Annotated in this window: 19 protein-coding genes; 10 read left to right on the plus strand and 9 right to left on the minus strand. The window is 65.1% G+C overall.

Annotation, left to right across the window (positions count from 1 at the left end; all coding sequences use genetic code 11):
- The first annotated feature begins 16 nt into the window (after positions 1-16).
- Genes AB3G45_RS15455 through AB3G45_RS15470 form a run of 4 tightly spaced genes read left to right on the plus strand, consistent with a single transcriptional unit; the run spans position 17 to position 4713 of the window.
- Complete coding sequence (locus AB3G45_RS15455) at positions 17-1588, plus strand: ABC transporter ATP-binding protein (protein ID WP_367831414.1); 1572 nt, start codon at positions 17-19, stop codon at positions 1586-1588.
- Complete coding sequence (locus AB3G45_RS15460; RefSeq protein WP_367831415.1) at positions 1578-2672, plus strand: ABC transporter permease; 1095 nt, start codon at positions 1578-1580, stop codon at positions 2670-2672. Before AB3G45_RS15455 ends, AB3G45_RS15460 begins: the two co-directional genes overlap by 11 nt.
- On the plus strand, positions 2672-3592 hold the full coding sequence (locus tag AB3G45_RS15465) for an ABC transporter permease (protein WP_367831416.1): 921 nt from the start codon (positions 2672-2674) through the stop codon (positions 3590-3592). The genes AB3G45_RS15460 and AB3G45_RS15465 overlap by 1 nt, the downstream gene beginning before the upstream one ends.
- 50 nt (positions 3593-3642) lie before the next feature.
- Positions 3643-4713, plus strand: coding sequence for a BMP family ABC transporter substrate-binding protein (locus tag AB3G45_RS15470; RefSeq protein ID WP_367831417.1), 1071 nt, complete (start codon positions 3643-3645; stop codon positions 4711-4713).
- Positions 4714-4782: 69 nt separating this feature from the next.
- Here AB3G45_RS15470 and AB3G45_RS15475 read toward each other — a convergent pair whose 3' ends face one another.
- Entirely contained in the window at positions 4783-5223 is a 441-nt protein-coding gene (locus tag AB3G45_RS15475; RefSeq protein ID WP_367831418.1) for a BA14K family protein, read from the minus strand.
- A 285-nt stretch (positions 5224-5508) separates the two neighbouring features.
- Here AB3G45_RS15475 and AB3G45_RS15480 point away from each other — a divergent pair, with 285 nt between their 5' ends.
- Positions 5509-6483 (plus strand): GlxA family transcriptional regulator, encoded by a 975-nt coding sequence (locus tag AB3G45_RS15480; RefSeq protein ID WP_367831419.1) that lies wholly within the window; start codon positions 5509-5511, stop codon positions 6481-6483.
- 140 nt (positions 6484-6623) lie between these two features.
- On the opposite strand, the gene AB3G45_RS15485 is transcribed toward AB3G45_RS15480, so the two are convergent.
- From AB3G45_RS15485 to AB3G45_RS15500, 4 genes are all read right to left on the minus strand, one after another.
- Positions 6624-7223, minus strand: coding sequence for a transglutaminase-like cysteine peptidase (locus AB3G45_RS15485; RefSeq protein WP_367831420.1), 600 nt, complete (start codon positions 7221-7223; stop codon positions 6624-6626).
- 502 nt (positions 7224-7725) lie between these two features.
- On the minus strand, positions 7726-8160 hold the full coding sequence (gene tnpA / locus AB3G45_RS15490; protein ID WP_367831421.1) for an IS200/IS605 family transposase: 435 nt from the start codon (positions 8158-8160) through the stop codon (positions 7726-7728).
- Between the two features lie 171 nt (positions 8161-8331).
- Positions 8332-8943 carry a PilZ domain-containing protein gene (locus tag AB3G45_RS15495; RefSeq protein WP_367831422.1) on the minus strand — a complete coding sequence of 204 codons (612 nt, stop codon included), beginning with the start codon at positions 8941-8943 and terminating at the stop codon, positions 8332-8334.
- 145 nt (positions 8944-9088) lie between these two features.
- Positions 9089-9724: a PAS domain-containing protein gene (locus AB3G45_RS15500; protein ID WP_367831423.1), complete on the minus strand. Its 636-nt coding sequence runs from the start codon at positions 9722-9724 to the stop codon at positions 9089-9091.
- 293 nt (positions 9725-10017) lie between these two features.
- On the opposite strand from AB3G45_RS15500, the gene AB3G45_RS15505 reads away from it, so the two are divergent.
- Positions 10018-10758: a rhomboid family intramembrane serine protease gene (locus tag AB3G45_RS15505; RefSeq protein ID WP_367831424.1), complete on the plus strand. Its 741-nt coding sequence runs from the start codon at positions 10018-10020 to the stop codon at positions 10756-10758.
- 186 nt (positions 10759-10944) lie between these two features.
- Positions 10945-11373 carry a CBS domain-containing protein gene (locus tag AB3G45_RS15510; RefSeq protein WP_367831425.1) on the plus strand — a complete coding sequence of 143 codons (429 nt, stop codon included), beginning with the start codon at positions 10945-10947 and terminating at the stop codon, positions 11371-11373.
- 77 nt (positions 11374-11450) lie between these two features.
- Here the strand turns inward: AB3G45_RS15510 and AB3G45_RS15515 are convergent, their stop codons facing one another.
- The 3 genes from AB3G45_RS15515 to folE form a co-directional block, all read right to left on the minus strand.
- The gene (locus AB3G45_RS15515) at positions 11451-12413 is read right to left on the minus strand and encodes a patatin-like phospholipase family protein (protein WP_367831426.1); all 963 of its coding nucleotides are present in this window, start codon (positions 12411-12413) and stop codon (positions 11451-11453) included.
- Positions 12414-12776: 363 nt separating this feature from the next.
- Positions 12777-13229 (minus strand): phosphoribosyl-AMP cyclohydrolase, encoded by a 453-nt coding sequence (gene hisI, locus AB3G45_RS15520; RefSeq protein WP_367831427.1) that lies wholly within the window; start codon positions 13227-13229, stop codon positions 12777-12779.
- A 36-nt stretch (positions 13230-13265) separates the two neighbouring features.
- Positions 13266-13877, minus strand: a complete 612-nt coding sequence (gene folE, locus AB3G45_RS15525) for a GTP cyclohydrolase I FolE (RefSeq protein WP_367831428.1) — start codon at positions 13875-13877, stop codon at positions 13266-13268.
- A gap of 391 nt (positions 13878-14268) precedes the next feature.
- Between folE and AB3G45_RS15530 the strand changes: the two genes are divergently transcribed.
- Both AB3G45_RS15530 and yidD read left to right on the plus strand, forming a co-directional pair.
- Entirely contained in the window at positions 14269-14715 is a 447-nt protein-coding gene (locus AB3G45_RS15530) for an iron-sulfur cluster assembly scaffold protein (protein WP_367831429.1), read from the plus strand.
- A 6-nt stretch (positions 14716-14721) separates the two neighbouring features.
- Positions 14722-15087: a membrane protein insertion efficiency factor YidD gene (yidD, locus tag AB3G45_RS15535; RefSeq protein WP_367831430.1), complete on the plus strand. Its 366-nt coding sequence runs from the start codon at positions 14722-14724 to the stop codon at positions 15085-15087.
- 9 nt (positions 15088-15096) lie between these two features.
- Here yidD and AB3G45_RS15540 read toward each other — a convergent pair whose 3' ends face one another.
- Positions 15097-15927 carry a pseudouridine synthase gene (locus tag AB3G45_RS15540; RefSeq protein WP_367831431.1) on the minus strand — a complete coding sequence of 277 codons (831 nt, stop codon included), beginning with the start codon at positions 15925-15927 and terminating at the stop codon, positions 15097-15099.
- A 99-nt stretch (positions 15928-16026) separates the two neighbouring features.
- Here AB3G45_RS15540 and prmB point away from each other — a divergent pair, with 99 nt between their 5' ends.
- On the plus strand, positions 16027-16944 hold the full coding sequence (prmB, locus tag AB3G45_RS15545) for a 50S ribosomal protein L3 N(5)-glutamine methyltransferase (protein ID WP_367831432.1): 918 nt from the start codon (positions 16027-16029) through the stop codon (positions 16942-16944).
- Positions 16945-16949 lie beyond the last annotated feature (5 nt).

Consider the following 16949-nt stretch of genomic DNA (forward strand, 5'->3'; position numbering starts at 1 on the left):
AGGAAAGAGGGGAAGAGTGTCAGCCGTTGGAGCGTCCGGGGGCAGCCCGTTGCTGGCTGTCCGCAGCCTGACAAAGCTATTCGGTTCGTTTGCCGCGTGTAACGCCATCGATCTCGATATCCAGCCCGGCGAAATCCACGCCCTGCTGGGCGAGAACGGCGCGGGCAAATCCACCCTCGTCAAGATGCTCTTCGGCGTGCTGGCGCCGAGCGGCGGGCAGATCCTGTGGAAGGGCGAGCCCGTGCGCATACCAAGCCCGGGCGCCGCGCGCCGGCTCGGCATCGGCATGGTCTTCCAGCATTTTTCGCTGTTCGAGGCGCTGACGGTCGCGGAAAACATCGCGCTGTCGCTGAGCCCCGGCATCTCGCTTTCCAGGGTGGCGGAGGAGGCCTCGCGCCTCTCCCATCTCTACGGCCTGCCGCTCGATCCGAAGGCGCATGTCGCCGACCTTTCCGTCGGCGAGCGCCAGCGCATCGAGATCGTGCGCGCGCTTCTGCAGAACCCGGAGCTCATCATCCTCGACGAGCCGACCTCGGTGCTGACGCCGCAGGAGGCCGACCGGCTGTTCGAGACGCTGGCCAAGCTGAAGGCCGAGGGGCGTTCGGTGCTCTATATCAGCCACCGCCTGGAAGAGGTGCAGCGCATCTGCGACCGCGCCACGGTGCTGCGCCACGGCAAGGTGACGGGCGCCTGCGATCCGCGCCGGGAGACGCCGGCCTCGCTGGCGCGCATGATGGTCGGCAGCGACGTCGCCTCGGTGACGGCGGCCGGCACCAACACGAAGGGCGACGTGCTGCTCGAAGCGCGGCATCTCAGCGTGGCGTCGCGCACGCCCTTTGCCGTGGCGCTGAAGGATGTCTGTCTGAAGGTGCGCGGCGGCGAGGTTTTGGCCATCGCGGGCGTCGCCGGCAACGGCCAGGGCGAATTGTTCGATGCGCTGTCCGGCGAATATCCGGTGCCGGAAGCCGCCGCCGTCTCCATCCGCGGCAAGGCGGCCGGCAATCTCGGCATCACGGCGCGCCGGCTGATGGGCGCCGGCTTCGTGCCGGAGGAGCGCCACGGCCATGCCGCCGTGCCGGCCCTGCCGCTCTCCGACAATCTCGTCCTGGCGCGCAACCAGTCCGACCGCAAGGCGTTCCTTGCCGGCGGCGTGCTCGGCGTCATACGCCATGCGGTCGTGCGCATCGCCTCCAGGCGCATCTCCGAGACGATGGACGTGCGCAAGAGCGGCGAGAACCCGGCGGCCGGATCGCTCTCCGGCGGCAACCTGCAGAAATACATCGTCGGGCGCGAACTCGACCGCCAGCCGGCGGTGCTGATCGTCAACCAGCCGACCTGGGGCGTCGACGCGGGCGCGGCAAGCCGCATCCGCCAGGCGCTGGTCGATCTCGCCAGGGCTGGCTCGGCGGTGCTGGTCATCAGCCAGGACCTCGACGAGATCTTCGAAGTCGCGACCGAGATCGCCGTCATCAGCGAGGGACGGCTGTCCGATGCCTATCCGGCGCACGAAATGACCCGCGAGAAGATCGGCCTCCTGATGGGCGGCATGCACGGCAAGACGGAAGGCGAGGTGGCCCATGCGCATTGAACTGGAAAAGCGCGCCAATCCCTCGACGCTCCATTCCATCCTCTCGCCGTTCCTGGCGCTCGGCCTGACGGTGATCGCCGGCGGCATCATGTTCGCGCTGATCGGCAAGGACCCGGTCTCCGCGCTCTACAGCTTCTTCATCGAGCCGCTGCTCGACATCTGGTCGCTGCACGAGATCGCCATCAAGGCCGCGCCGCTGATCCTCATCGGCGCCGGCCTTTCGATCTGCTACCGCTCGAACAACTGGAACATCGGCGCCGAGGGCCAGTTCATCATGGGCGCCATTGCCGGCGCCATCGTGCCCGTCGTCTTCCATGACTGGCATTCCTCGCTCGTCCTGCCCCTGATGCTGGTCTTCGGCATGATCGGCGGCGCGCTCTATGCCGCCGTCCCCGCCTTTCTCAAGGCGCATATGAACACCAACGAGATCCTGACGAGCCTGATGCTGGTCTATATCGCCCAGCTCTTCCTCGACTGGCTGGTGCGCGGCCCCTGGCGCAGCCCGGACGCCTACAATTTCCCCGTGACGCGCGATTTCGCGCCGGAAGCGATCCTTCCCGAGCTCGTCGCGTCGGGCAGGGCCAATCTCGGCTTCGCCTTCGCCGTTCTCGCGGCCGTCGGCCTGTGGATCATGATGCGCTACACGCTGAAGGGGTTCGAGATCACCGTGCTCGGCCAGTCGGAGCGGGCAGGGCGCTTCGCCGGCTTCTCGTCGAAGCGCATGATCTGGTTCTCGATGCTGCTGTCCGGCGCGCTCGCCGGCCTTGCCGGCATTTCCGAAGTCAGCGGCACGATCGGCAAATTGCAGCCGATCATCTCGCCCGGCTACGGCTTCACCGCGATCATCGTCGCCTTCCTCGGCCGCCTCAATCCGCTCGGCATCATCGCCGCCGGCCTGTTCCTGGCGCTCACCTATGTCGGCGGCGAGGCGGTGCAACTGACGCTCAGCGTCTCCGACAAGGTGACGCGCGTCTTCCAGGGGCTGCTCCTGTTCTTCGTGCTGTCCTGCGACACGCTCATCCAATACAAGATCAGGCTGGTCTTCTCGCGGTTCAACCCGACCAGCGAAGGCGGAGCGCACTGATGGGTATCGTCGAAGCGATCCTCCTGACCGTCATCACCGCGGCGACGCCGCTGGTGCTGGCTTCCCTCGGCGAACTCGTCAGCGAGCGGGCCGGCGTGCTCAATCTCGGCGTCGAGGGCATGATGGTGATGGGGGCCGTGCTGGCCTTCGCGGCGACGCAGGCGACCGGTTCGCCCTATATCGGCGTTCTCGCCGGCATCGCCTGCGGCGCGCTGTTCTCGCTGCTCTTCGGTTTCCTGACGCTGACGCTCGTCGCCAACCAGGTGGCGACCGGCCTTGCGCTGACCATCCTCGGCCTCGGCATTTCCGGCCAGATCGGCGAGCCCTATGTCGGCATGTCGGGCATAAAGCTCCAGCCGATCGCCATCCCGCTCTTGTCGGACATTCCGTTCCTCGGGCCGCTGCTCTTCAGTCAGGACATCATCTTCTACCTGTCGATCGCGCTCGTCTTCGGCGTCAACTGGTTCCTGTTCCGCAGCCGCGCGGGCCTGAAGGTTCGGGCGATCGGCGACAGCCATGCCTCGGCCCATGCCCTCGGCATCCACGTCATCCGCACGCGCTATCTCGCCGTCATGTTCGGCGGCGCCTGCGCGGGACTTGCCGGCGCCCAGCTCTCGCTGGTCTACACGCCGCAATGGGTGGAGAACATGTCCGCCGGGCGCGGCTGGATCGCGCTCGCGCTCGTCGTCTTCGCCTCCTGGCGGCCCTGGCGGCTGCTGGCGGGCGGCTACCTCTTCGGCGCGGTCTCGATCAGCCAGTTGCATGCCCAGGCGCTCGGCCTCGGCATCCCCTCGCAGTTCCTGTCGGCTCTTCCCTACGCGGCCACCGTTATCGTACTAATCCTGATATCGCACAATCGGCGGATGACGCTGATCAACACGCCTGCCTCGCTTGGAAAGCCGTTCGTGCCCGACCGGTGACGAAGAACAAGAAGACGGGAAACCTACTCCTGATAACCACAGAGGATAAAATGAAGAAAATCATTCTCGCTCTTACAGCCTCGGCGGCCGTTCTCGGCTTTGCCGCCGCCGCAGCCGCCCAGGACAAGACCAAGATCTGCTTCATCTATGTCGGCTCGAAGACCGACGGCGGCTGGACCCAGGCGCACGATATCGGCCGCCAGGCGCTGCAGGCCGAATTCGGCGACAAGATCGAAACGCCCTTCCTCGAAAACGTGCCGGAAGGCCCGGACGCCGAGCGTGCGATCGAGCGCATGGCCCGTTCCGGCTGCGCGCTGGTCTTCACCACCTCGTTCGGCTTCATGGACGCCACGATGAAGGTCGCCGCGAAATTCCCGGACGTGAAGTTCGAGCACGCGACGGGCTTCAAGTCGGCCGACAACGTCGCGACCTACAATTCGCGCTTCTATGAAGGCCGCTACATCCAGGGCCTGATCGCCGCGAAGATGTCGGAAAAGGGCGTCGCCGGCTACATCGCCTCCTTCCCGATCCCGGAAGTCGTCATGGGCATCAACGCCTTCGTGCACGGCGCGCAGTCGGTGAACCCGGACTTCAAGGTCAAGGTCATCTGGGCGAACACCTGGTTCGACCCGGGCAAGGAAGCCGACGCTGCCAAGGCGCTGATCGACCAGGGCGTGGATATCCTGACGCAGCACACGGATACGACCGCGCCGATGCAGGTCGCCTCCGAGCGCGGCATCAAGGCCTTCGGCCAGGCATCCGACATGATCGCCGCCGGCCCGAACACCCAGCTCACCGCCATCGTCGACACCTGGGGCGCCTATTACATCAAGCGCACCAAGGCGGTTCTGGACGGCAGCTGGAAGACCGGCCAGATCTGGGACGGCCTGAAGGACGGCATCCTCACCATGGCGCCCTACACCAACATGCCCGACGACGTGAAGAAACTGGCGGAAGAGGCCGAAGCCAGGATCCGCTCCGGCGAACTGCACCCCTTTACCGGCCCGATCAAGAAGCAGGACGGTTCGGACTGGCTGGCGGACGGCGCCGTCTCCGACGACGGCACGCTGCTCGGCATGAACTTCTACATCGCCGGCGTCGACGACCAGCTGCCGAAGTAAGCCCGCAGCGACCCGCGAGAAACACGAAAGGCGCCCCGAAAGGGGCGCCTTTTGCGCATCCGGCCGCCTTTACGAGTAGGGCGACACGCACTGCTGGCGCGGGCCGTTATAGGGCTGGAACGTGTTGTCATAGGCCCTGTAGGAGCGGTAGCGGTTGGCGCACCAGCTCGTGTGGGATCCACTGCCGGCCTGCGGTTGGTTGGCTATGGCGCCGCCGATGGCGGCGCCGAGGCCGAAGGCGGCAAGCGGATACCACCAGCCGTCCGAATGGCGGCGATAACCCGGGCGATAGTCCCTTGAGCCGCGATGGCCATGCCAGCGGCGGTCGGTGCGCCGTTCATAGCGATCGCGACGGTCGCGGCGATCAGAGCGGTACTGTACTTTCTCGACCGCGGAGGCCTCCGGCACGGGCACCCTTGCGAAGGTCACGGCCTGGGCCGGGATGACGGAGGTCAGCGCGAGCGCCAGGGAGAGCGCGCCCGCGGCAAGACCAGTCTTGAAATTGAACATGGCAAAAACCTTTCCTGCTTTTCCGACTAGAGAACGCCGCAGGAGCGGGGAGGTTCCCTCCGACCACGAAGGCGCGCCGCGATGCGGGGGCAAAGGGCAAAAAAAACGGGCTGGTCCGCCTTGTCGGCTCGCCAACCCGTTCCGGTAAAATGCGGATCAGGGTGTTCGGGGTACAGGGGTTCTCACCATGATCCGGCTGCATCTCCAGATCTCCTGTGCCGCCGATCATGCCCGAACGGGATTTTCTCGATTGACAGAATCCGCATATTTTTTGACAATTTCCACATGAGCAAGAAAGCGCCGCGGCAGGGCCCGCTCGACATCACCATCGTCCTTCTGCCCGAATCCTCGATCATGTCGCTCGCCTCGGCACTGGACCCGATGCGCGCGGCAAACCGCGTCGTGCCGGAGCCGGTCTTCCGCTGGACGATCCTGTCGCCGCTCGGCAGGCCGGTGCTTCTGACCTGCGGCGTGGAGATCGGCGTGGACGGCGCCTTTGCCGACGTGACGAGCGGCGACGCGCTGCTCGTCATCGCCGGTTTCAACCAGGACCGCCATGCGGACCGGGCCTTCGTCTCGCGGCTCAAGAAGGTGGCGCGCCGGTTCGACGTGGTGGCCGGCATCGAATCGGGCTGCTGGCTGCTGGCCCGTTCCGGCCTGCTCGACGGGCGCGACGCGACGGCCCACTGGGAGGAACTGGAGGATTTCGCCGCCGCCTTTCCGGCTCTCAATGTCAGGGCCGACCGGTTCGTCACCGACGGGCCGCTGTGGACCTCCGGCGGCGCCTCGCCGACCTTCGACATGATGCTGCATCTGGTGCGCGCGCGCTTCGGCTCGGCGGTGGCGCTCGATGTGGCGAGCATCTTCGTCTATGACGAGACCCATGCGGCGACGGATGCGCAGCCGCTCGTCTCGCTCGGCCGGCTGGGCGAGCACCAGCCGGATCTCGCGGCGGCGATCCGCCTGATGGAGCGCACCATCGACCGGCCGCTGACCATTGCCGCGCTCGCCCGGCGGCTCGGCTTTTCCACGCGCAGGCTGGAGACGCTGTTTGCCGCGGGGCTCGGCATCGGGCCGGGAAAATACTACCTGCGCCTGCGCCTGACGGCCGCCCAGCGGCTGGTGCGCGATACGTCGCTCTCGATCCAGGAGGTGGCGCTGCGCAGCGGCTTCGACAGCCTGTCGGCCTTCTCGCGCGCCTTTCGCAATCATTTCGGCGCAAGCCCGCTCAAAACGCGGGCGGAGCAGCGGGCGAAATAGAGCGCGGCCGGTTCCGGGACAGCAGAACCGGCCGCAGGGCCATGGTCGGGACGGGGATTGGGGGACTGACCGGGCCCTTTTTCGCGCCCGGCGGCTGCGCCGGGCAATCTCGTCATGCGGCGCCTTGCGGCGACCGGTTGCTACTTGACGCTACCGACGGCGTCGGCACGACCGTCCTGGAGCTTGACCCACTTGCCGGCATTCACCGAGGACTGGCGCTTCAGGTAGCGGTATTCGGTCTGCGACCAGAGCAGGACCTTGTTGCGCATGTTGTCGAGCACGAAGTCGCCGCGGTCGGTGCGCACGGTCAGCACGGCATGGCCTTCGCCGTTCGGCTGCAGCACGACGGTGATGAGAAGGTTGGAGGGCGCGATGCCCGCCTCCATCAGCCGCTTGCGCTTGATGAGCACGTAGTCCTCGCAATCCGCCGCGCCGGCGGGATAGGTCCACTGCTCCTCGACGCCGTAGATCTCCATGTCCGTCAGCGGCATGAACTCGGTGTTCGCCGTGTAGTTGACGTTGAGGATCGTCTTCCAGTTTTCCTGCGACAGCTTGAGCGGGCCGGCATCCTTGCCGGTCGCCCTGCATTCGTCGCTGTACCGCTTGCAGAATTCATAGTGCCCGATGGGCTGGTTGGTCGCGCCGGCCAAGGGAATGTTGGCGGGCAGGGCCATCGCGGCCCCGGCGGCGGCGAGAGAGAAGAGGAATGCAAACGTCCCTGTCTTGATCGCTTTTGTCATTGTGTCTGTCCCCGTTCGATGAGGCGACAATGACAGCTATGTTTTGAGCTTGCGCGAAAAGCCGTAGTATAACTTAGTTCAAATCAAGATCACATAAGTATAAAACAAGAATAAAATTCGAAATTGTTTTGATCTGTATTTGAGCGGTATTTGATTAAAATTTGAATGGAAACGGGCTGCCGCCATAGCGGCCGCCTCTCGGCTAAGATGCTGCCTCATAATGATATTTTGCAATTTCACTCGATCTTGCCGACGGGGAATCGGCGGCCGGGACATGCCGGGAGGATGCGGGAAGCTCTAGGCGCGAGGTCATGCGGAGGCTGGGAAAGTCCGGCGGGTATCGCCAACGGCGAAAAAACGCCTCGCGCGGCCACAAAAAGTTTTTGCGATTATTTTTTCCGCGCGGGCGGCATTGTGCCGTCCTGAAACAAGTCATGACCTCCACCAGAGGTGGAGGTTTGAAACGCTGCGCTTGAACCGCTAGAAGCGGTTTTGCGATAAGTTAGTAGCTACGATTAAAGAGGTCGGCAAAGTCGGAAGCTTTGTCGGCCTTTTCCTGATTACGGATATAACGTCTGACGACCTGCTCATCATAGCCAGCCGTAGAGACGAAATACCCTCGCGCCCAAAAGTGATAGCCCTTGTAGCGCCGCTTGCGGGCATATTTGTTGGCAACGTAAAGCGCGGTCTTGCCCTTCAAAAAGCCGACTATGTGCGCCACCGAGAATTTCGGTGGGATCGAGATCAGCATATGCACATGGTCTGGCATCAGATGCCCTTCCTGGATTTCGCAGCCTTTTTGTCGGGCAAGAGTATGCAGCAACTCACCCAACTCACGCCTTACGTCCCCGTAAAGGCGTTTCGTTCGGTACTTGCTCGCGAAGACCACATGGTATTTGCAGTCCCACGTCGCGTGTGATTGCGATCGTACGTCCATAAAACCTCCGTTCTATGTCTCAGCCAATCCAACGGTCCAAGCGCGGAGGTCTCTCAATCAATATGTAGAACGCGTCCAGTCCTCCACCGAAGGTGGAGGTTTATTTATTCCATAGCAAAGGGCCCCGCGGGGCCCTTGTGGAACAGGTCGGCGCCGGATTGTCCCGGAACGCTACAGGAAGGCGGTTAGGGCTTCCTTCGACTGCACGGAGGAGAACTCGACGGCGACGCCCTCCTGGAAGTGGCGCACGACGCGGCCCTTCATGCTGCCGAGCTGCACGGGCGTGCCGAGCGCCGGCCGCACGTCGATGTCGACGGCCGCGCCGGACAGCGACAGGTCGATGATGCGGCAGGGATAGCGCCGTCCGTCGTCGAGCGTCAGTTCCGTGCGGGTGTTGCGCGGCGTCAGGCGGTTGTGACGGCGGTCTTCCGGCAGGCCCAGTTCATGCTTGTTGGCGATCCAGGTCAGCTGCGCGGCGAGTTTTTCGCGCTTGCGGTCCGTGGCGGTGAGGAGGATGGCGAAGCCGGTATCGTTGAGGACGGCGACGCTGCCCTCGATGCGCCCGAGATGGTCGACATAGGCGATGATGCGCTCGCCCATGCGCGGGCGGGCGACGCAGACGAAGCTGGCATCGCCCGGCGACATGTCGAGCACGGTGCAGTCGTATTCGTCATGGTTGGGCAGCATCAGCCGACCGGGCAGGTTGACCGAGACGCGCTGGAAGCTGCGCTGCTCTGGCTGCGGCTTGCGGGCCGCGGGCGATGCTTGCTGGAATGAATACATGTGCGCGCGGGCCTGGTGATCCTATCTCTTTCCAAGTCTTAGTCTTTCGGGGTTAACAGAAGGTTTTCCACGGCAGGGAAAAGCAGCGAAAGGGGCCGGTTCGGACAACTCAGGGGCGTTTTTGGTTGTGCATGCATCGCTTGCCTCACGCATCGTCAGTCGGGCGACCGCCCTCGAAGATGCGAAGATGCAGCACGCGGCTCACCGTCTGGCCGAGGCCGGCCGGCCGCACCGCCATGACGGAGGTCGGCATGGGGATGGCCGGCCGGTTGCCCTCAAGGCTGTGCGGCCGGCTCGGGTCGATGAGCGAAAGCGCGCCGAGCGTCGCATAGCGAAAGGCGCTCAGCGGCGGGCGCTGGCCGGGCAGGGGGGCGAAGGCGCCGATGATGCGATCGGCCGTCCTGCCCGTGCTGGCAAGCGGCAATAGCACGATCTCGGCCTCCGTCGTGTCCAGCCGGCCCTCGACGAGCGCGACCTGCAGGACGGCGGGCGCGGCATGCGCCATCACGGTCTCCGCGGTCTGCGCGACCCGGGCGCGCTGGTCGGGCGCAAAGAGCGTGTCGAATGCGGCCCCCTTCAGTTCGCGGCCGAACTGGGCGCACAGACGCGTGCCCGCCAGGCGGAAGCGCGGATCGTGCAGCCGGCCGCCTTCCAGGATGAAGAGGTCGGGCAGGATGGGCGCGACGTCGGCGGGCTCTATGGTGCTCCGCAACGGGACGCGGCGATCGCCGCGCTGGCGCGTCCAGTAATCGTAAAGGACCGTGACGGCCTTCGTCTGCATGCTCATTTCCAATCGATTCTGTTCCGTTCCGGCACGAAAGGCCGGGCAAACGGGGGTCTTGCGGGGGAAGGAGCGAGTTTCGTGCCAGCGCGGCGTTAAGGTTAACATTCGGTTTCGATTGCGCTTGCGGCCGGCCTGGAGGAACATCCGGGCATCCCTCCATGAGGGAATGGTTTACTGCACATCGATTTCAGCCCCGGGGATTGGGGGCGCCGGCCGTCAGCGCAAGCTGCACGGCCTTTCTTTTCTCTGTATAAGCGCGATTCGTATTTTATGAATTTGGTGGACCGGTCATGAGCAACGAAGACGTCGAGATGCGCGGTGGCGGCGCGGATATCCGCAGGCGCGAGCCGGCCTTCAACCTGCCGGGCAGCCTCGTGGCGGTGCTGGCGCTGCTGACCGCCATCCACGGGATCCGCACCTATCTTCTCTCGGCCCCGGCGGACGAGTTCGTGCTCCTGCATTTCGCCTTCATCCCCGGCCGCTATGCCATTCCCTTCGCCGAGCAGGATCTCGGCTGGCTGTGGGGGCCGGTCACCTATTCGCTGCTGCACGGCGGCTGGGAACACCTGATCTTCAACGCCTTCTGGATGGTCGCCTTCGGGGCGCCGGTGGTGCGCCGCATCGGCCTTGCGCGCTTCTTCCTGTTCTGGTGCCTTTCGGCCGTCGCCGCCGTCGCCTTCCACACCGCGCTGCACTGGGGGGCGATGATCATCGTCGTCGGCGCTTCCGGCGTCGTGTCCGGCCTGATGGGGGCGGCGGCGCGCTTCGTCTTCTCGCCGAGCGGGCGCATCAGCCGGCAGTTCGCCCATCTCAACAGGCGTCTGACAATAGCGGAGGCCCTGTCCAACCGCTCCGTTCTCGTCTTTTCCGGCATCTGGTTCCTGACGAATTTCCTGATCGGTTTCGGCCAGGTCTTCGGCTCGGACGCCGGCGGCGTGATCGCCTGGGAAGCCCATATCGGCGGCTTCCTGTTCGGCTTCCTCTTCTTCCCTCTGTTCGACGTCGGCGCGCCGGAAAGCCGCCGGGATTAACGATAGTCCATTAGCGGTCTTGCAATCGCCTCTTTCGTGGCGCACCATGGATGTGTTCCGGTTCGCACATGCACACCGGAACGCAAGCGGCATTTCGCAGGAGGAAGCGGATGCCGCCGGTACTGGCAGGGCATCCCTGCGCGGGTGTCCCGCCTCTCTGCGTCATGATGCACACGGGAGGTACGCATGTATGTAAAGACGATACTGGACGAAAAAGGCCGCAACGTCGTAACCGGCGGCCCGCAGCTCACCGTCAGGCAGGCTGCCGTCTACCTGCATGAAAACCATATCGGCGCCATCGTTATCCTCGACCGCAACGACCGCATCGCCGGCATTGCGACCGAGCGCGACATCGTGGCCGCCGTCGCCCGCAACGGGGCCGAATGCCTGGACAAACCCATTTCCTCCATCATGTGGGGCAATGTCCATCGTTGCGGCGAAAGCCAGACCGTCGACGAACTCATGGAAATGATGAGCACGCTGCGCGCCCGCCATATCCCGGTGGAAAAGGACGGCCGGCTCGTCGGTATCATCTCGATCGGCGACGTGGTGAAATCCCATATCCGGGCGATCCAGCACGAGGCGGATGCCATCAAGGCCTATATCGCCGGCTGACGACCGTTACCCGAACGGTTTCGGGCGGAACGATGCCTCGCTCCGCCCGCTCCGGCATTTGAAATGCAAGCCCTTCCTCAGCGCATCAGCACGACCTCCTGCATGCGCTTGATCTCGGTGATGCGGGTCTTGGCTTCCAGATAGCCGCGATCGATCGCTTCGCCGGCGCGGTGGAACTCCGACAGGCCGATATCCGAAAGTTTTGGATGCAGCGCGAGATCCGGCGGGTCGCCGGCAAGGCGCGCGCGGGAAATGCGATCCTGGATGATGTTGAAGGACTGCACCATGACGCTCGTCAGGCCGAGCCGGGCGGCGCTGTCCTCCTGTTTCGGTTCGTCGATCTTCTGTTCGCTGGCGCTGTGCTTGATCACCGCCGAGCGGCCGTAGAGGTCGTAGTTGAGGTTGACGGCGACGACCAGCGGCTCCTCGTTGGCCCGACAGACCGACACCGGCACCGGATTGACCAGCGCCCCGTCGACCAGCGTGCGGTTGTTGCACTTGATCGGCTCGAAGATACCGGGCAGGGCATAGGAGGCGCGGATGGCGGTGATCAGCGAACCGCTGTTGATCCACACCTCGTGGCCGCTGTTGACCTCGGTGGCGACCGCGACGAAGGGGCGGTCGAGGCTTTCGATCGACAGGTTCTCCAGATGCTCCTGCATGCGTCTGGTCAGCCGCATGCCGCCGAAGAGACCGGAGCCGCGAATGGTGAAGTCGAGGAGGCTGGCGATGCGTCGCATGGTCAGCGAACGGGCGAAAGCCTCCAGCTCGTCCAGCTTGCCGGCGAGATAACAGCCGCCGACCAGCGCGCCGATGGAGGTGCCGGCGATCATCGACACCTCGATGCCTTCCTCGTCCAGCGCCCGCAGCACGCCGATATGGGCCCAGCCGCGGGCGGCACCGCCACCCAGCGCCAGCGCGATCTTCGATTTGCGCGGCGCGGCCGGCGCGGGAATATGGGACATGTCATTCATGGAAGGGCCGCCGGGGTCGGATGCATCCGCCGTTACGAGACTACGATTGAAACTCCAGTTCAACATTCCGGACCTCCGTTACCAAGAGGAATTCGCGGCGAGGCAATCGGTTCCGGCGCCTCAACGCCCTCGGCAACACAATAGATGACAGGATAGATGCACTCTGTGACGCGGGGAACTTTGCCGGAAAGAATCTGCCGGCGGGCCGTTCCGTGTGCGTCCGGTCGTCGCTGGAGAAGGGCTTTTGCCCGCAGGATCGTCGCCCCGGTGAGGGTGGTCTTGGAAACCGGTCGTGACGCACGAGAGCGATGGGGTTCCATGTCCTGATCCGATGGCGGGGGTAGGGGCCGCCATGGGGGACATTAGGCGTCGGCACCGGTTGCCAATTGATGAATCCGTGCCGAAACCGGACGGAATTCGCCGGGATGCTTAATTTTTCCCGTAGACCGCCGCGGGGTCGAAGTGCGGCGCGCCGCCGGTGACCGTCAGCACGGCGCCGTCGGGGCCGTTCGAGACGGTGCGGTAGAAGCAGGAGCGGCGGCCGGTGTGGCAGGTCGCGTCGTGGCCGGCGACCGATACCTTCAGCCACACGGCGTCCTGATCGCAATCCGTGCGCAGCTCCACGACGGTCTGCAGGTTGCCCGACGTCTCGCCCTTCTTCCACAGCGCCTTGCGCGAGCGGCTCCAGTAATGCGCGATGCCCGTCTCGACGGTCAGCGCCAGCGCCTCGGCGGTCATGTGGGCGACCATCAGCAGTTCGCCGCCCTTCGCATCCGTCACCACGGCGGTCACCAGGCCGTGCTCGTCGAAGCGCGGCGTGAAGGCCGTGCCCGTTTCGAGCTCGGCCTTGTCCTTGGAGGGGCTTTGGAAGGTGATCGGCATGGCGGTCGGCTCCGTCGCAAGGGAGCCGGTCCTCGCCTAGCTCCGGATCATCGTCATGAACCGGACCTGTTCGGTCGGCTCGGTCTTGAAGGCACCGGTAAAGGTGGTGGTGAGCGTTGTCGAGCCCTGTTTCTGGATGCCGCGCATCGCCATGCACATATGCTCGGCCTCGATCATCACGGCGACGCCGCGCGGGTTCAGCGTCTCGTCGATCGACTTGGCGATCTGCGCCGTCATCGTCTCCTGCGTCTGCAGGCGGCGGCCGTAGATCTCCACCACGCGGGCGATCTTGGACAGGCCCAGCACGCGGCCGTTCGGCAGATAGGCGACATGCGCCTTGCCGATGATCGGCACCATGTGGTGTTCGCAATGCGAGAAGAACGGGATGTCCTTCACCAGCACCATGTCGTCGTAGCCGGCGACCTCCTCGAAGGTGCGGCCGAGGACGTCCTCGGCGGCAAGGTCATAGCCGGAGAAAAGTTCGCGATAGGATTTTGCGACGCGGGCCGGGGTATCGAGCAGCCCCTCGCGCGCCGGATCGTCGCCCGCCCAGCGCAACAGGACGCGGACGGCATCCTCGGCTTCCTTCTGCGAAGGACGGCCCGACGGATCGTCGATACGCGGAAAATTGGTGACTATGGCGTCCATGGACCCATTGACCTTTCTGCAGGTTACCTGACGTGTTTATCGGACTCGCCACTGGCCATTCGCCTAACCCTGCAGGCTTGGGTTCCGTTGGCGGGCTCCGGGGCTTTCAGGTCTTCGCTTCTCAGTGCGCTGACCGTCCGGCACGGTTTCCCAAACAACAGGTGAACGATCTGCTTTTTGCCCTACGCAATTCCGGACGGAAAACCGCTTCGCGCGTTTCCCGGAATTGCTTGCGTCTTGCAAAACGCTCACCCCAATACGAGTTATCATATAGTATCGAGCAAGGCCTGCGAAGAGGCTTGAGACGACACGCCGTGCTTTTTTACCGACGCGGCCGGAATAATCTCCTCGGATCATTGAAGATTCCGCAAAAAATGCGGAAAACGGGACCATGATGGACGATATCTACAACAGCCGTATCCTCGAATTCGCCGGCAACATCCCGCGCATCGGCACGCTGGCCGACGCCGACGGCGAGGCGGGCGCCCATTCCAAGCTGTGCGGCTCGCGCGTCAGGGTCTACCTGAAGCTCGACGGCGACCGGGTCACGGATTTCGCCCATGAGGTGAAGGCCTGCGCGCTCGGCCAGGCCTCGTCCTCGATCATGGCGCGCCATGTCATCGGCGCGACGGCGGCGGAAATCCGCGCGGCGCGCGAAAAAATGCTCGCCATGCTGAAGGCAGACGGCGAGGGGCCGGACGGCCGCTTCGAGGACATGCGGTTCCTGAGGCCCGTCAAGGACTACAAGGCCCGCCATGCCTCCACCATGCTGACCTTCGACGCGGTGGTGGACGCCATCGGCCAGATCGAGGCGAAGCGGCTGGAAAAGGCCGGGTGAGGGACGATGTGCGAGGCGCCCGACTGCCGGCATGACGGCGCGCGGCCTGCCTATCGGGGCCGCAACTGGCACGGCCCGTTCCGCCGCACGCCGGGCCGCCTTTTCGGCATGGGCCTCATCCGGCTCTACCAGCTGACTCTCTCCGGCTTCATCGGCAATGCCTGCCGCCACCTGCCGACCTGCTCGGAATACGGCTACGAGGCCGTTGCCCGCCACGGCCTGTGGCGCGGCGGTTTCCTGGCGCTGTTCCGCGTCGCCCGCTGCGGGCCCGGCGGCACCCATGGTTTCGACCCCGTGCCGGAGGCGCTGGCGCCGCGCTTTCGCTGGTGGGCGCCCTGGCGGCTCTGGAGCATCGCGGCGCGCAAGCCCTGACGCCATGGCCTATCTCCGGGCCTTGCGCGGCGCCTGCGCGGCGAGGCGACGCAGGTCCTCGACCTCCGCCTGCGTCAACGCGCGGACCGCGCCCTTTTCCAGATCGCCCAGCGCAAGGGTGCCGATGGCGACGCGCACGAGGCGCAGGCACGCGATGCCGCGCGCCTCCAGCATGCGGCGGATCTGGCGGTTGCGGCCCTCGTCGAGCACGATCTCGAGCCAGGAATTGCGCTCGCCGTCCCTGAGGTGACGCACCGTCCTTGCGCGCAGGAACTCGCCGTCGTGGTGGACGCCCTTTTCCAGCGCTTCGAGGACCGCCCGGTCGGCGCGGCGGTCGATCTGGACGTGATAGGTCTTTTCGACATGAGTCTTCGGATCGAGCAGGGCGTTCGAAAATTCCGTGTCGTTGGAAAAGAGGAGCAGGCCCTCGCTCGCCTTGTCGAGCCGGCCGACGGGGGACAGATGCGCGGGGTCGAGATGCTTCAGGCAGTCGAACACCGTCGGCCGGCCCTCCGGGTCGTGCCGGGTGGTGACGAGGCCGCGCGGCTTGTTGAGCATGAAATAGACGGGTTTTCGTGCGGCGACCGCCGCGCCGTCCACCGTGATTGCGGCATCGGCAAGGTCTATCCAGGTTTCGGGATCGGTGACGATGCGGCCGGCAAGGGCGACGCGGCCGGCGGCGATCAGCCCTTCCGCCTGCGTGCGCGAGCAGAAGCCGAGTTTTGACAGGGCGCGCGACAGGGTGGCGCGCTTGCCGTCTGGGGCGGCCTTCGGCCGTGCGGCGGGCGCTGCCCTGCCGGCGGGGGCCGGTTTTGGCCGTTTGCCTCTGTCTTTCGCCATTCTGCCCGTAAAACCCTTGCTCACCGCGGTTGACCGGCCAGCCCATGCCATTCTAAAGCCGGGTCCGTCCAGCCCAATATATCCCAAGCGAGGCCGCCGTTGACCAAGGACGACATCACGAACGAACTCGTCACGCTGCGCGATTACTGGCGCTATGCGATCTCCCGCTTCAACGCGGCCGATCTCAGCTACGGCCATGGCACGACGACCGCCGGCGACGACGCGGCCTTCCTGCTGCTCGACACGCTCGACCTGCCGATCGACGCGCTCGATCCCTTCCTCGACGCCCGCCTGCTGCCGGCCGAGCGGGCGCTGCTGGCGGCGCGCATCGAGGCGCGCATTACCACGCGCAAACCCTCGGCGTATCTCACCGGCCGATCCTATATCCAGGGCGTGCGCTTTTTCGTCGACGAGCGGGTGATCGTGCCGCGCTCGCATATCGGCGAGATCCTGTTCTCCGAATATCTCGGCGAGCACGGCTCGTCCTTCCTGCCCGATCCGATGCTGGTGGAGAGCGCCGTCGACATCTGCACGGGCTCGGGCTGCCTTGCGGTTCTCGCGGCAAAATTCTTCCCGCAGGCGGAGGTGGACGCGGTGGACCTTTCGGCCGACGCGCTGGAGGTCGCCAAACGCAACCTTGCCGAACACCGCGTCGAGGACCAGGTGACGCTCTTTGAGGGCGATCTCTTCGCCCCGCTTTCCGGCCGCACCTACGACCTCATCATCACCAATCCGCCCTATGTCGACCACGACGCGCTCGCCGGCTATCCGCCGGAATTCCGCGCCGAGCCGGAAATGGCCCATGACGGCGGCGAGGACGGCCTCGACCTCGTGCGAAAAATCCTCGCCGCGGCGGCCGACCACCTCAATCCCGGCGGCGGCATGATCTGCGAGATCGGCTCGGGCCGCGAAATCCTGGAAGAGGAATTCCCGCATCTGGACTTCGTCTGGCTGGAAACGGAGCAATCGCAGGACGCGGTGTTCTGGATTTCCGCCGAAGCGCTGGGCGTTTCCTGACCCGG

Source organism: Shinella sp. S4-D37 (assembly GCF_040812195.1).
Classification (GTDB): domain Bacteria; phylum Pseudomonadota; class Alphaproteobacteria; order Rhizobiales; family Rhizobiaceae; genus Shinella.

Excerpts from the sequence above, each read along its gene's own strand:
- folE (WP_367831428.1), bottom strand. The coding sequence starts at position 13,877 with ATGGACGCCATAGTCACCAATTTTCCGCGTATCGACGATCCGTCGGGC.
- AB3G45_RS15505 (WP_367831424.1), top strand. The coding sequence starts at position 10,018 with ATGAGCAACGAAGACGTCGAGATGCGCGGTGGCGGCGCGGATATCCGC.
- AB3G45_RS15515 (WP_367831426.1), bottom strand. The coding sequence starts at position 12,413 with ATGTTGAACTGGAGTTTCAATCGTAGTCTCGTAACGGCGGATGCATCC.
- AB3G45_RS15530 (WP_367831429.1), top strand. The coding sequence starts at position 14,269 with ATGATGGACGATATCTACAACAGCCGTATCCTCGAATTCGCCGGCAAC.
- AB3G45_RS15540 (WP_367831431.1), bottom strand. The coding sequence starts at position 15,927 with ATGGCGAAAGACAGAGGCAAACGGCCAAAACCGGCCCCCGCCGGCAGG.
- AB3G45_RS15510 (WP_367831425.1), top strand. The coding sequence starts at position 10,945 with ATGTATGTAAAGACGATACTGGACGAAAAAGGCCGCAACGTCGTAACC.
- AB3G45_RS15460 (WP_367831415.1), top strand. The coding sequence starts at position 1,578 with ATGCGCATTGAACTGGAAAAGCGCGCCAATCCCTCGACGCTCCATTCC.
- hisI (WP_367831427.1), bottom strand. The coding sequence starts at position 13,229 with ATGCCGATCACCTTCCAAAGCCCCTCCAAGGACAAGGCCGAGCTCGAA.
- AB3G45_RS15480 (WP_367831419.1), top strand. The coding sequence starts at position 5,509 with ATGAGCAAGAAAGCGCCGCGGCAGGGCCCGCTCGACATCACCATCGTC.
- AB3G45_RS15475 (WP_367831418.1), bottom strand. The coding sequence starts at position 5,223 with ATGTTCAATTTCAAGACTGGTCTTGCCGCGGGCGCGCTCTCCCTGGCG.
- AB3G45_RS15465 (WP_367831416.1), top strand. The coding sequence starts at position 2,672 with ATGGGTATCGTCGAAGCGATCCTCCTGACCGTCATCACCGCGGCGACG.
- yidD (WP_367831430.1), top strand. The coding sequence starts at position 14,722 with ATGTGCGAGGCGCCCGACTGCCGGCATGACGGCGCGCGGCCTGCCTAT.
- AB3G45_RS15495 (WP_367831422.1), bottom strand. The coding sequence starts at position 8,943 with ATGTATTCATTCCAGCAAGCATCGCCCGCGGCCCGCAAGCCGCAGCCA.
- tnpA (WP_367831421.1), bottom strand. The coding sequence starts at position 8,160 with ATGGACGTACGATCGCAATCACACGCGACGTGGGACTGCAAATACCAT.
- AB3G45_RS15485 (WP_367831420.1), bottom strand. The coding sequence starts at position 7,223 with ATGACAAAAGCGATCAAGACAGGGACGTTTGCATTCCTCTTCTCTCTC.
- AB3G45_RS15470 (WP_367831417.1), top strand. The coding sequence starts at position 3,643 with ATGAAGAAAATCATTCTCGCTCTTACAGCCTCGGCGGCCGTTCTCGGC.
- AB3G45_RS15500 (WP_367831423.1), bottom strand. The coding sequence starts at position 9,724 with ATGCAGACGAAGGCCGTCACGGTCCTTTACGATTACTGGACGCGCCAG.